Raw genomic sequence first — 15,348 nt, forward strand, 5'->3', positions numbered from 1 at the left:
TCATGAAAACAATTATTAACACAGGACTGGTACTGTTGCTGGTATCTGCCCTGTCTGCTTGCAGCAGTTACAACTATTTCACCGCAGCAAAAAACAAAACCAATCTTACTGCCTACCGTACTTTTGCCTGGTTGCCGCCCGATGCGCAGCCAAATAAGGCAGGTGGCGTAGTGAAAAAGGAAATTGCCGACGAGAAGGTTAAAGAAACTACCATCGAGGCATTAACAGCCAAAGGGCTAAAACTACAGGAAACCGATCCGGATTTGCTGGTAAGCTATTCAACCGTAACAGGTAGGGGCGTAAAAAATGAATTTTACCCTGCTTATTATGGTACGCTTTACTCTGGCTGGGGCTGGGGTGGTTTTGGCTGGGGATACCGTCCGTTTTACGGATACGGCGGCTTTGGCTACGGTTGGGGATATCCTTACTACGGTGGCGGCGGCGTTGTAGCCCGTGTGCCATACAAAGAGGGTACGCTGATTATTGATATTATTGACCGTAATACAAGGCAACTGGTGTGGCGCGGCTTTGGCGTTGGCGAATTGCACAACCCCAAAACTACTTTAAAAGAATTACCAAAGGTGGTTAGCGGTATTTTACAGCAACTTAACCTTAATTACACCGGCCACGCACCGGTTGTTTTAGATACTAAAAAAGCCTGACACAAAATTTATTTCACCTGCAAGCAATAAATTTAAAAATCCCTTTGGGCCTTAAGCCGGAAGGGATTTTTGTTTACGGCGTAAATGTATAACAGTAAAAATCCCGGCCGCAATAACTAATGCAACTACCCAGGTATCCAACGGGCAGGCCGAGTTAAATGGGTCGGCATCATTGCATGGCAATTCGCCCTGGGCATTGCTAATAAGGGGCATTGTTAATAAAAGGAGGGTGGTTATCGTTTTGATATTCAGCCTGTACGCACAAATCTTCATCTGCTTTAATTATATTATTTTTTCATGAACTTAGCTTTTCCTAAGGAACTGCCGCCGTTATCTTTCAGCTCAACTATGTAAACGCCTGGTTTAAATTGCGAAACATTCTCGCTAAATGTGCTGCTATCGGCCGTTTTTTGCAATACCATCATACCTGTAACATCATATATGGTTAGCTTATACGTTGATGCCGTAGTGTTTGTTTTTCCGTAGGTAACATTCACATTAATCTTTTCGACAGTAGGGTTGGGGTACAAACTAAACAGGCTTGCATTACCACTATTATCGTAATAAATACTAACCGGTGCCGAATACGTGATATTACCAAACAGGTCAACCTGTTTTAAACGGTACACATTATTGCCTGTGTTTGGCATTTTATCGGTGTATTTATAAATAGTACCGCCATCACTTTGGATTTGATAAACCGGCGAAAAGTCGGTTCCGTTGCTTTGTTGCTTTTCCAGCGTGAAGGAGTAGTTTGCGCCTTCGTTGTATGTTCTCCAGGTTACCAGTACGCCATCTGTAGCCTTTTGAGCGGTAAATGTTGCCAAGTGGTACCTGACTCCCGGTAGCTGCTGAATGGAAAGCTCGAAACGGTTGGCACCAAAGGTATTGGTATCACTTTTTAACACGTTAAATGCGTATGCCTTGTAGCGGCCAATATCCGTAGAGTCCTTTTTAAAGTGATCAAGCAATGTTATCTTATAGTTATTGGTATCAATATTGCGGATGCCCTCCATTCTTAAAGTATACATACCATTGGTTTTTCCATCGGCATACAGCTTAATTTTTAGCCCTTTCCGGTAGTCGGGGAAGTGTTTCACTGCTGATCGGATCCCATCTGCCGATAAACTGGACATGTAAACCTGTGGTCCGGCCCCGTCAAGGTCCCGCGCGTCGCCATCATGGAAGTTTGCGCCCCAGTTTTGGCCAAAATAAATGCCGCAATAATCATAGATAAGGCTGTCCTTTTCCATTTTCATGTACAATCCGGTAAGGCTATCCCGTACAGCACCGCTGGTTGGTGGCAGGGCATTAAAACTTAAATTAGAGTTTATGGCGCCATTTGCCGATACCTGTTGCTGACGTTCGGTCATGATCAGGGCGGTTCCTGTAAGCTGTACTGTAGGCGCCTTTTCCGATTCGCTGAAAGTTAGTACTCCGTTATTTCCCGCTGTGCTTTTAACATGCACTATAAAGCCTTCACCGCTTAAGGCATAACCCTGGCCACCTGTTCCTGTAGGCGCCGACGTACCGGCCGCGGTATACACCGTATAGGTTTGATTAGGGCTGTTTTTTGCCGATAGTATGTAAATATTATCAATTCCGCTGGCCGAGTTATTATCAGTTAATACTTTACTCAGGTCGATGGTTGAGGCATATGGATTACCTACCAGGTTATAGCCCGGTAACGCCGCTGCCGAATTTGATAGTTTGTTTGCGCCACCGGCAGGGGTATACCATAAATTTACGGTAAACCCTTGCTGATTCAGATAACCCGTCGCGCTCATGGTTGCATCTGCCGGTGTTATGGCGGTAGAACCGCTTGTACGGCTGCTTGGGCCTACAAAATACATGATAAAGCCATTGCCGATAGGGACAGCTTTTGTAGTTGTACCATCGGTAAGGTCAATCACGCCGTTACCTCCGGATGTGTAAATATTGGTAACGCCAATATGCTTGCCCGATGTAAACGTTTTATTATCAATTTTAATAGGTTCTTTGTACAAATAGATGGTTGGGTTGGCGTTTGAAATGGTGAAGCCATTGGTAGCACCATTCAATCCGGCAGTCATTGCGCCTGCATAGGTAACGCCATTGTAAGTATGGCTACCCATATAATTCATGTTAAAAGTATTTGTTGATGCAATGGTGGCGCTTGTTTGGTTAACTGGTGATGATAATACCCGGTAGCCCCTGTTTGATAAGGAGTTACCGCCCGTTAAAAAGCGCTCTACCGCAACCTGGCCGGTAATTTTGCAGGCAACCGGAAGCACACCGACAGCTGCCGATTGCGAGGCTGAGCTTTTCAGCGTCAATAACCCATTGCTGGCATTATCAATAGCCAGGTTGCCCTGTGTCATTGTAAGCAAATTGTATACATCTACCGGCCCGCTTTTGATTGTAATTGTGCCGGATGCAGTGTTATTTACCGTCATGTTTCCCAGTACGGCGGTGTTGGTATTATTGGTGCCGGTATATGATTGTGCCGCCAATGATCCGTTCCAGTTAATGGCTGATGCCATACTGTTCGCATTAAGTATACCGGTGCCGCCTGTGGTTGTATTATTGTAAATATTACATCCTACACTTAGTATGTGACCATTTAAATTAAGCGATGCGCCATCAGCAATAGTAAGGCCATAAATACCTACGTCGGCAGTTAAAGCCGGATAATTGCCTGTACCAACAACCGGAACTACAAAAGATGTTTTGCTATTGAATACAGGTGCCTGGCCTATATCCCAGTTATCTGCAACGGTTGGATTGGTATTGGCGGTGCCTGTCCATGTGTATACCAGGGCGCCTGTTAACGCCGAAGCATTAGTTGGATAAGCGTAAACCGAGCCACTGTAATTTGTAAAAGTTTTAGGATTTGATTGATTGTAGTATTCTGCCCTTATCCAATCGGCCGATTTTGCAACATTCGAAATGCGCACTTCATCCATAAAGCCATTATAAAAATTGGTCGAACTGGATGAACTAAGGTAATCAACACCCAAGGAAATTACATTGCCTGCTTCAGGGGCGTATCCGGTTACCGTAGTAGCCGCAGCGGTTCCATTTACAAAATTTATAAATTTGGTTCCGTCAAATTCCCCTTGTATATATGTCCAGGTTGCCGACGCTACCGTGCCCGTTTGTAAAAGGTTACCTGGCACCGGATTGGCGGTTGTTCTTGTTTCTGTTTCTATTTTGCCCGATTTAACGCTTATTTTATAGCCATGTCCATAATTTAACTCGTCGGATATGATCTTGTTATCGCTTGACGATGAACCGTTATAATATACCCAGGCTGATAGTGTGAATTTGCCTGTTATGTCGGGGTTTGTACCAGAAGTTTGAATGATTTTACTGCTGGTACCATTGAAACTATAACCACCGCCAACAACCGGCATGCCAGCCGCCACATGTATCTCATCGTTGCTTACCGTTGTATTTGATTGGGTGAGTTTCCGGTTGTTGCTGGTGGCATCCAAAACGGTTGCCGTGGCAGATCCTTCGCTAAAATGATAAACTGCCAGGTAATCGCTTGACCATGTTGATGTGGCAAAAGCCGCAGTATGCGTAGGGGTTGCCGATCCGAAATAAAAAGTAAGGCTGGTATTGGTTGAAGTTAATGAACTTATTTGTACCCAGGCCAATAAGATACCGTTAACCTGATCATAGGTATCAACCTGGTAATTCAATTCGGTAGTGCTGCCTGCAAGGGTAAAAGCAAAATCGTAGTTTGTGCCTGCCGCAAGACCGCCGCCGTTTCCTGTAGGATATTGTACCTTATCGCCGCAGACGTTGCCTGTTTTAAGTGCATCATCCTGTATATAAACCAGTGCAGGGAAGTTTGTAAGGGTTGATGATATACCACCGGTTATTGATGATGTGTTTAACACAAGTGGCTTGCTGAAACCGTACCCGGCCAGGGCGGCGCTGTAAACAACAGTTTGGGTTGATGTTGTGCTGCAGCCGGTGGTATTGGTAACCGTTAGCGTAATAGTTTTGGTACCGGTAGTACTCCAGGTAACAGAAAAAGGCCCGCTTCCGGTTCCGGTTGCAGGTGTGCCGCCGCCAAAATCCCAGGTAAAGGTTGACGTTGCCGGATCAGTACCAGTATAGGTAACTGTAGATGTTCCCGATCCAAAAACCGGCGAAGTAGCTGTAAATGCCGATGACGCCCCGGTAAGCAGGGTTGGTGTATATGTGGCTGTCGAACTGCACCCGCCAGGCCCGCCGGTTACGGTGAGCGAATAGGTGCCGGCTATGGCGCTGGTAAATGTTGGGTTTTGGCCTGTTTTTGTAGCGCCGGAAGGATCTGTCCAGGTGTAAGTTGCCCCGGTGATGGTAGGGGCATAAATGGTAAGCGGGCTACCTGCGCAAACTGGCGCATAGGCGCCTATTTGGTTAATGTCATTAGATGCTGTGATTTCTGCGGCAGTTAATACATGATCGTAAACGGCTATATCGTCAAGCTTGCCGGTAAAATACGGGTTAGCCGATGAAGATGGCCAAATACCCATGTTATCATAGCCTATGCGCCAATACCCGGTTGTGTTTTCGGGTGTGGTCATGGCAGCATCAGAATCTTGCAGGGTGCCATCTACATATAAAAATGATCCTCCTGAACCAACAGTAACAATAACATGGTGCCAGTTTCCATCGCTATAACTTGTAGTTGTATTTATAGTGGCATAACTGCCTACCCATAGGCCAAAGTATAGCTGACCTGTACTACTCATGTAAATATGGCGGTCATATTGGAGGTTTAAGCCTGTTGCATTAGCACCAAAGCCAAATAGCCTTCCACCGGCAACGGTTGTGTTAAACCATAAACTGATAGTGAATGTAGATGGGTTTACGTATGATTTTGCGGTTGAAATATATTGCGTACTGCCATTAAAGTTATAAGCCGTATTGGCAACGCCATACCTGTCTGTTGTGAGGGTTGGGCTTGCCTGCAAAGTCCCGTTATTGCTGTTGCCGGATACATCATTGGCGTTGGCTTCAAACGGATATGACAGCATAGCCCCGCTGTAAGGCGACGAAACTTCGGGATAAATAGTTGCTGTGACTGCTGTGCGCGAGGTTTCTATACCGCCGGAAGTATATGAAACATAAAATGTTTTTGTGGTTGCTATAGTGGGCGTGTAGGTGGCAGATGTGGTGCTCTGTAAGGCTGTGCCGCCAGAAGATGCCGCATACCAGTTATAAGTTCCGCCTGATGGGAACCCGCCTGATGCAGTTAAAGTGACCGCACCAGCGCCGCAAGCCGAACCATTGGTAACTGAGGGCGGTCCGGAGTTTACGGTTATATTTATCACTGTACTGCCAGTACCACCTGTATTGTAGGCAGTAATAGTATAGTTGGTTGAAGCTGATGTGGCTGTAGGGGTGCCGGTAATTTGTCCTGTTGTTGTGCTGAAACTTAAACCTGCCGGCAATGTAGCGCTGATAGAATAGGTGGTAGCCAACGATTCTTTTATGGTGTTGGTACCATAATTAGCCTCAAACAGGTTACCATTGGAGTCGAATGCAGCCTGCCGGGGGCTGCTTAACCCTGTTGATATTATACTGGTAACGGTACCGGTACTGCTAATGCGTTTGATGGCGTTGTTGCCGTAATCTGCTACATAGATATTGCCGTAGGCATCTTCGCTTAAATGCTTGGGGCTGTTAAGCCCGGTTGCAAATGTTGTTTTGGTGGTTGAGCCGTTGGCGACTTTAATTATATTGTTTTGAGATTGCTGCGAAACGTATGTGTTGCCGGATGCGTCGATAATTATTCCATACAATGATGTAAAGCCAGATAAAAAAGTACTTGTTGTGGCTGTGCCTGCAGCTATTTTAGTAATGTTACCCGAACCGCTGTTGGCCACGTATGCATTGTTTGATGCATCAAATGCAATTCCATAAGGACCGCTAAAGCCACTTATTGTATTCAACAATGTTCCTGTTGAGCTGTATTTTAGAACAACATTGTTTAAAAAACATGAAACGTATATATTACCTGATCCATCTACCGCTACCTCTGATGCGTTAAAGTACGGTGTATTAATAAAAAGCGTATTTGTACCTGCCGAGTTATATTTATATACATAACCATTGTTGTAATCTGTAGTAAAAACATTGTTTGAACCATCAATGAAAACGCTGTAAGGGGTATTCATACCTACGAACGTAGAAACAGCTCCGTAATTGGCAGGAGATACTGCCCCACCGGAATTTGTGGGGGAAAGGGTTGTAATTGCGGTGCCAACTGAATAAACATTTGTTGACGGTGAATAAGTGATGCTTGGCGCGGTTTGGGCCAGGAGTTGTATTGCCGGCAAAAACGTCAGGACTATTAAAAAGATGTATAAACGTTTCAATTTATTAGGGATAAAATTAACTTAGAACATCTCTGCGAAGGTTTTCCTTTAAAGAAATCTGTGTTTTTTTACGATAATGAAGGCCGCTTTGTTTTGTAATCCTGAAGAAAATATCGAGAAAGTAGAATAATATTTATTTCCGTTGTTTTCTTGGTACCCGTTGGGGGGCGATTGGGTGATAGCTGCTGAAGGCCAGTATGAAACATGATTATCCCTGCCGATAGTCTTTAAAGGAAATTTAACTTCCTTTGTCAAAACAAAATGATGATTGATTGTTTGCTGCCCGGATGTAAAATTGAATGCGCAGGGACAGGCGCCTTAGCAGGAGTTTTTTTTGGGAGTGCATGCCCTGGCAGGTGAATATACAGGGGCGCGGAAGTACGGATGCATCTTTTTGGGCAACCGGAAATTATGCTATCAAAAGCCAGATATAAGAACTGACGTTTGTAAAAAGTATATTTAAGATTAAAATGCTTTTTGTTTGCGGTGCAAATATACTGCAGCATATACACCAGCTACAATTACAAGTGCCATTATCCAGGTGTCAAGCGGGCATGCTGAATTAAAAGGATCGGCGTCGTTACAGGGCAACTCACCTTGCGCGTGGCCTATTACGGGTGCTGTTATGAAAAGAAATGTAGCTAATAAACTATAAACGCACTTTAATCCACTCTTGCAAATCTTCATCAATATCTCTATTACTTATTTTTTTACAAACTTAGCTTTTCCCAACGAATTTCCACCATTTTCTGTTAATTCAACAATATAAACACCTGGTTTAAACTGCGAAACGTTTTCGCACCAACTACTGTTAGCTGATGTTCTTTGTGTCACCAATGTTCCTGCCGCATCATAAATGTTTAATTTATAGCTTCGGGTTGTTGCCGATGATGCTTTGCCGTAGGTTAGGTTTACATTGATAGTTTCGGCAGTGGGGTTGGGGTAAAGCGTAAACATATTGGCGTTGCCACTTTTGTCGTAGTAAATGTTAACAAGGGCCGAGTAGGTGATGTTGCCAAATAAATCAACCTGTTTTAAGCGGTAAATGTTATTGCCCGAGTTTGGTGTTTTATCGGTGTACTTATAAATTGTGCCGCCATTGCTCTGCAACTGGTAAATTGGCGAGTAGTTGGTGTGGTTGGCCAGCTGTTTTTCAAGAGTGAAGGAATAATTATTGCCTTCATTATAAGTACGCCAGGTAAGTAAAATACCGTCTGTAGCTTTTTGAGCGGTAAAACTTGCCAATTGATAGGCAGATGTGGGCAATTGCCTGATAGATAGCTCAAAGCGATTGGCCCCAAAGGTGTTGGTATCGCTTTTTAAGATGTTGAAAGCGTAAGATTTATAGCGTCCAATATCTAACGAGTCTTTCTTAAAATGATCAAGCAGGGTTATTTTGTAATTGATGGTATCAATATTTTGGATGCCTTCAATTTTCAAGTTATATAAACCATCCGCTTTGCTATCGGCATAAAGCCGGATAAGCGTGCCCTTTTTATAATCGGGAAAGTGTTTAACTGCCGAGCGTATACCATCTGATGAATAACTCGACATATAAACCCTTGGGCCAGCCCCGTCAAGATCAAGGGCATCACCGTCATGAAATTTGGTATCCCATTGATCATTGAAATAGATGCCGCAATAATCATAAGTTGAACTGTCTTTTTCCATTTTCATGAAAAAACAGGTTAGTCCATCCTGTATCGATTGGATAGTTGGGTTTCCGCCGGCCGGAAATAATTCATTAAGACTTCTGCTCGTATTAATATCATTTATAGTAAGAATTGGCCTTTGGGGTGCCGATAAAACCGACGAAGTTCCTGTGAGCTGAATGAGTGGTGCTTTTTCACTTTCTTTAAACGTAAGCGAACCGGCAGTCCCCGCTGATGACTTTACGTGCACCATGAATCCCTCGCCGCTTGCGGCGTAACCGCGGCCCCCGGTGCCGAGTGGTGCCGACGTGCCGGACGCAGTGTAAGCGGTATAAACCTGATTTGGACTATTTTTGGCCGATAACAGGTAAATGTTATCAATTCCGGTGCTGCTGTTATTGTCAGATAAAACTGTGGCCAGATTTATAGTACAGGGGTAAGGGTTACCCAACATGTTATAGCCCGGGGATGACGGTGCCGTATTGCCAAGCTTTCCTACTCCGCCGTTAGGGCTATACCACAAATTTACAGTAACATCTCCCTGGTTAATGTAACCTCCGGCAGTTAATGTGGCATCGGCAGGAGGTGTCGAGGTTGATCCGTCGGTGCGGCTGCTTGGCCCTACAAAATACATCAGGAACCCGTTGGCAACCGGTAATGACTGGCCCGGCGAAGAACCGGTTTGGGTATTGGTAAGGTCGATAGTGCTGGTTGTGCCCGATGCACTTGTTGTATTGGTTGTGGTGATTTTTGTTACTGCGATATTTTTGCCGGATGTGAAAAGGGAATTATTATTGACCAGGTTTTCGCGGTAAACGTATATGGTTGGGTTAGTATTTGCAAAACTAAACCCGCTTGAGGTACCACCCGGCCCGGCTGTAAAAGCACCGGCGTACGTGGCATTACGGTACACGTGGCTATTGAGATAATTTAGCCCCACTGTATTTGATGTACTTGAGGTAGCACTGGTTTGGTTAACCGGAGAGGATAGTAAACGATACCCCCGATTGGATGATAACCCGCCGCCGGTTAAAAAACGTTCCACATTAAACAGGCCTACCACGGTGCAACCGGAATTGATAACACCAAAGGCTGCCGATCCGTATTGGTCTGATTGTAATGTAAAAATGCCCGGGTTTGTATTGGTAACATTCTCGGTGATTCCGCTCATGGTTATAACAGAAGTTGAGCCAACGTAGAAAATATTGGTATTTGCAATATTGGCAGATTGTCCGGTTAAAGTTATATTACATGCCGAATTTGATGTGCCGCAATAGAATGTTCCCGAATTGGTTATTGCACTGGAAAAAGTGCCCATTGTGATAACAGATGCCGAATCAACCTTAAATATATTTGTATTATTTATAGCATGGCTGGTATTGGTGGGGCCAAATGTTATAGTGGTGCCACTGCCATAAAAATTTCCTGAACCCGTGTTTTGAATGTTACAGCTTTGCCCGCTCAGGGTGAACGTAGATCCGTGATCTCTGAATGTGCCCGTGTTGCTAAAATATGAACTGCTTGTTGTTAAGCCAAACGTACAGCCAGACTGTGTTGTAAACGTGCCGGAATTTTGGATATTGTTGCCATTACCAAAGGGGAAGCTACAGGCAGTAGCTTTAAACGTTGCCGAGTTGGTAATATAAGTACCCGCACCTGCCATATTAAATGTACTGCTAACGCCAGTGACTGTTGCCGAGCCAGAGTTTATTAAGCGGCAGTTATTGTTGTTTAACCTTATAGTTGATGAGTTTAACGTTAATGTATTTGTATTTGTAAAAATAGATGGTGTTCCCAAAAAATCAAATAAAGCGTTACTTGTTAAAGCTATTTTATTATTATTGGTTAAGTCGTTTGTGGTATAAAACGTGCCGCTTGTGCAATTGATAGTTCCATTATTGGTGGTAGCGGCACTTGTTGAAAAAGACGCGCTTGCCCCATTAATATTTATAGTACCTGTGGCGCTTACGGTTGACGATGTTGTAGTGGTAAATGTCGCGTTATTTAAATTAAGGGTGCCATCACAAACAAATGAGGGAGGATTGTTAAAAGACACCGCAGCTCCAGAAGCAAAATTTACCGTTGCATTAGCGCCAACACCAAGACCTGCCGCATAACCAAAGGAAGGTGAGGTAGCTATGTTAACCGTACCAGGGCCCGTAAACGTAATCCCGATTAACGAAGTAACTGGCTGAGCCACTGTTAAGCTATTAATATTTACCGTAGGAGATCCCGACATGGTAATTGTTACTCCGTATGTGCCATAATTTTGTGTTTGAAGCGAGGAAATTGTAATACTGCTTGAAAGCGTAATATTTGCCAGCAATAATTGGATTTGCGCTACATCCGTTGTTCCGCTGCTTCCCGGATACCCGGTACTCGGCGACCAGTTTGAGTTTTGAGTCCAACTGCCCGAGAGTCCGCCAACCCATGTGTAAGTCGTAGCGGTCACATCCGTAATTTTTAATGTCATTACGAAAAGCAAAAGACAAAAAAACAATCTTGTTTTCAACCGGATATTAATTAACTAAGGTTTACAATAGTTACGCGGGTACGTTTTATTACTATAAAAATACCTAAACTTATTGTAAACAAAACGTTTACGGAAATAAAAAAAAGTAAAGTTTCCTTATAGTTTTTTTGCCGTGCCTGAATTACTTGAAAGGAAAAAAAACTAAAAGGAAATTGCCACCACGAAGTGTTTTTTATACGGATTGCGGCATAAGAGAAATCGCGTTTACAGGTTTTTAGCGCTAAAACGCAAAGGTGCCGAGAAAAAATAAGTAAATCACTTTGCTTCGTAGTGTCTTTGGTGCGCAATACATCTTATCAATTTTTAAAGCAATTGTCAGCCGGTGCCGGCGAGTTTTTATTATGGGAGATGATTTTACTATTGCTTTAAAAACTTAGTTTTTCCTAATGAACTGCCCTGGTTGTCTTTTAACTCTACAATGTATACGCCAGGTTTAAATTCCGAAACGTTTTGACTGAATGAACTCTTGTCGGCTGTTTTTTGGGCTACCAATGAACCAGTTGCATCATAAATGTTTAGTTTATAGCTTCCGGTTGCTGTCGATGATGTTTTACCGTAAGTAACATTTACATTAATGATCTCGGTGGTAGGGTTGGGGTATAAGGTAAACATACTTGCATTGCCGCTGTTATCATAGTAAATATTAACAAGCGCCGAGTAGGTGATGTTACCAAACAGGTCTACCTGTTTTAGGCGGTAAATATTGTTGCCTGTATTAGGCGTTTTATCGGTGTACTTATAAATGGTGCCACCATTACTTTGTATTTGATATAAAGAGGTGTAATCGGTACCATTTGCCTGTTGTTTTTCAAGGGTATAAAAGTAATTATCTCCCTCGTTGTAAGCCCGCCACGTAAGCAGCACGCCGTCTGTTGCCTTTTGGGCCGTGAAACTTGCCAGCTGATACCTGGCACCGGCCGGTAATTGATGGACGGAAAGCTCAAACCGGTTGGCGCCATAAGTGCCGGTATCGCTTTTTAAGATGTTGAAGGCGTAAGATTTATAGCGTCCAATATCCAACGAGTCTTTTTTAAAGTGATCAAGCAGGGTTATTTTGTAATTATTGGTATCAATATTACGTATACCTTCAACTTTTAAGTTGTATAATCCATCAGTTTTTCCATTGGCATAAAGCTTAACGCTTACACCTTTTTTATAATCAGGAAAGTGCTTTACAGATGCATTCATCCCGTCGGATGAAAGGCTTGATACCAGCACGCTTGAACTGCTTGCATCTAACTCTAACGCGTCTAAGTTTTCATTATAGGTACTTTGCCAGTCGTTTCTAAAATAAACGCCGCAATAATCATAGGTAACGCTGTCTTTTTCAATTTTTACATATAAACCGGTAAGCGGGTTACCTTGCGCGTCTAACTCTTTAACAGATGCTGTTTGAGGAGCAAATGCCGCACCGATACTTTTAAAAGATTTGCCGGTGCCATCAATTGTTAACGCCTGGCCTTTTGGCGACGACATAAGTAGGTTGCTGCCGGTAAGCTGTTGTGTAGCAACTTTATCGGTCTCCTTAAATGTTAATGAGTTGCCCCCGCTTGTTGTACGCACCAGGAAACCTTCGCCACTTAAGGCGTAACCAATACCAGGTGCCGATGTTCCGTTTGCGGTGTAAGCATAATACGCCTGGCCGGGGCTATTGGTTCTGTTTAGTAAATAAGCGGTGCTTATATTGGAGTTGTGGCCCAGTACGGTGGCTATATTGATAGTACTGGGATAAGGATTACCTACCATGTTATAACCGGCGCCACCGGTTAAGGTAGTTAATGAATAAGAGAGCTGGCCTGTACTTCCATTTGATGAACCGTTTTTAGGGGTATACCATAACGCTACTGTAACATCGCCCTGATTTACGTACCCTACATTTGTGATATAACAGTCCAACGGGTTGCCTGTAACGCCGTCGGTACGGGTATTGGGACCAACATAGTACATTAAATAGCCGTTGCCTACAGGCATGCTTACAGCTCCAACGCCATTTAATGAAACGGTGCTGGCGGCAATAGCGGTAACCCCAACGTGCTTGCCCGAATTGAATGTTGAATTGCTTACCGCCCTGGTTTCGTTATAAAAATATATAATTGAGTTGTTATTAGGGTTTATGTAACTAAATCCTGTCCCGCCTGAAGGCCCTGCAGTAAATGCGCCGGGATAGCTTGAACTTGCAGATAAACTGCTGTAAACCGTATAGCTGTTTTTTAAAGTATTTAAAGTAATGTAGTTGGTATAAGTTGTGTTGGTAGAGTAAGGGTTTGTAATGTTGGTGGGCGATGAAAAGATTCTGTATCCGCGGTTGGTTGCAAGGTTTCCGCCGCTTACAAAACGCTGAATATTATAGGTGCCGGTAATTGCCACTGTACCTGAGCCATACCCGGTAGACAATACCTGGTCAAAGGCCGCAGAACCCAAATCATCAGACATTAAAGTAAAAAATGAATAAGCGTTGCTGGTATTGGTTACCATTGGTTGGTAACCGCCCGAAAGGCTGATGATAGAGGTTGAACCAAGATTGAAATAGGCTGATTGTGATGAACTGCCTGTATTGGTAATAAAACAAGCCTGTGCACTTAATGTAATTTTACACGGTGAGCCCGAGGTACCGGCATTGAAAACACCCGTATTGGTTAGGCCTGACTGGTACACCCCCAGGTTGATATATGATGTTGAATCCGCCGTAAAAGTACCACTATTTGTCATTGCCATGGTATTAACGGTTCCGTTAAAGGTTGCCCCCCTGGCGGTTACGACAGCGCTTGAACCCGTGTTTTGAAAGCTTGAACTATACCCCGACAAATTATAAGTAGAGCCGTGATCATAATAATTAGATGTATTAAGAATGTACGCACTGGTTGTTGATAAATTAAATATACAAGCAGTTTGCGTAGTGAACGTACCCGAGTTTTTAATATAGTTACCGTTATTAAAATTAAATGTACAGGCAGTTGCTTTAAAAGTTGCCGAATTATCAGTATAAGCGCCGGCGCCGGATAAGTTTATTGTGCTGCTGATTGCTGTAAACACTCCTGAACCAGTGTTTTGTAAGTATTCGGTGTTATTGCCAAATGTAAGCGTGCATGACGATATGGTGAAAATATTTGTGTTTTTGATATATGCGTTTGTGCCGCCCGATGTAAAATTAATACTGCCGCCGGTGCTGGTAAATGAGCCAGTGTTATTGATAAAGTTAGTGGAGCCCTGTAATGTAAAAGTAGTAGTTGCTGCTGTTACAGTGCCCGAATTGGTAAATGAGCAACTGTTATTAAACGTTACTGTTGCGCTTGAATTAAACTTTAGAATTGCGCTGTTGGTTAACGTTGCAAATTGATTAAAAGTAGAAGATCCGCTGATAGACGTAGTACCCGAACCGGAAAGCGTAAGCGTGGTAGTACTGAAGGAACCAACGGTTAAGCCCCCTGTCATAGTAAGGGTATAGCCCGAGCCTATATTTATTATTGGGGCATAACCGTTACTTATTGCCGACGCGCCGGTAATGTTTACGTTTACATTGTCGGTAAGCGTGCCCGTAAGTCCTACATTTAATGTTGCACCTTTTAAAGTGGCCGATCCGGTTATGGTTGCTGGTCCGGAAACGTTAATGGAGCTGGATACGGTTAAATTATTATTTATTGTTAGCACCACTGTGGCGCTGTTTGATAAATATAAATTAGAACACCCAATACTGGTATTGACATTGGGTTGCTGCGATCCGGAAAATACGTTAATGCCTATTATCGAAACACCAATATAAGCATCATCGTTTGTTGACGGGGAACCTGAGGTAAAACCGAGGCTTGAGAGATCATACCAATTAGCAGAATTGTTCCAATTGGTGTTTCCTCCGTTTCCGGTCCAATAGTATGAATCGGCGATAACCGGTTTACTAAATAATACAATGAACAATAATATAACTCCAAAAAGTATACGTGTTTTCAAATAAATATTAATAAAATAGGGGTATATAAAAACAATGTTAACGAAATTTAATCGCATAAAACTAATAAAAATTTCAATAATCGCATTATTAGGGTAGTAAATCGATAAAGAAATTGCGTTTTTGTGAAAAAAGTTGCAAAAGTGATTGCGATAAAGTTATTGTAGTTTTCACCTAAAGAAAGGGGTGTTTCCTGAGG

General features: G+C 43.2%; 5 protein-coding genes. 1 reads left to right on the forward strand and 4 read right to left on the reverse strand.

All coding sequences use genetic code 11. The features are described from left to right. The first annotated feature begins 2 nt into the window (after positions 1-2). Complete coding sequence (locus AC1RM2_RS26200; protein WP_492988060.1) at positions 3-662, forward strand: DUF4136 domain-containing protein; 660 nt, start codon at positions 3-5, stop codon at positions 660-662. Positions 663-713: 51 nt separating this feature from the next. Here AC1RM2_RS26200 and AC1RM2_RS26205 read toward each other — a convergent pair whose 3' ends face one another. From AC1RM2_RS26205 to AC1RM2_RS26220, 4 genes are all read right to left on the reverse strand, one after another. Continuing rightward, positions 714-875, reverse strand: a complete 162-nt coding sequence (locus AC1RM2_RS26205) for a hypothetical protein (protein ID WP_492988061.1) — start codon at positions 873-875, stop codon at positions 714-716. Positions 876-949: 74 nt separating this feature from the next. Then, a complete protein-coding gene (locus AC1RM2_RS26210; protein ID WP_492988062.1) occupies positions 950-7,021 on the reverse strand; it encodes a LamG-like jellyroll fold domain-containing protein in 6,072 nt (2,023 codons plus the stop codon). Between the two features lie 702 nt (positions 7,022-7,723). Further along, complete coding sequence (locus AC1RM2_RS26215) at positions 7,724-11,125, reverse strand: T9SS type A sorting domain-containing protein (protein WP_492988063.1); 3,402 nt, start codon at positions 11,123-11,125, stop codon at positions 7,724-7,726. Positions 11,126-11,563: 438 nt separating this feature from the next. Then, positions 11,564-15,151 (reverse strand): T9SS type A sorting domain-containing protein, encoded by a 3,588-nt coding sequence (locus tag AC1RM2_RS26220; protein WP_492988064.1) that lies wholly within the window; start codon positions 15,149-15,151, stop codon positions 11,564-11,566. Positions 15,152-15,348 lie beyond the last annotated feature (197 nt).

The organism is Mucilaginibacter sp. GW822-FHT03E02, assembly GCF_058801545.1.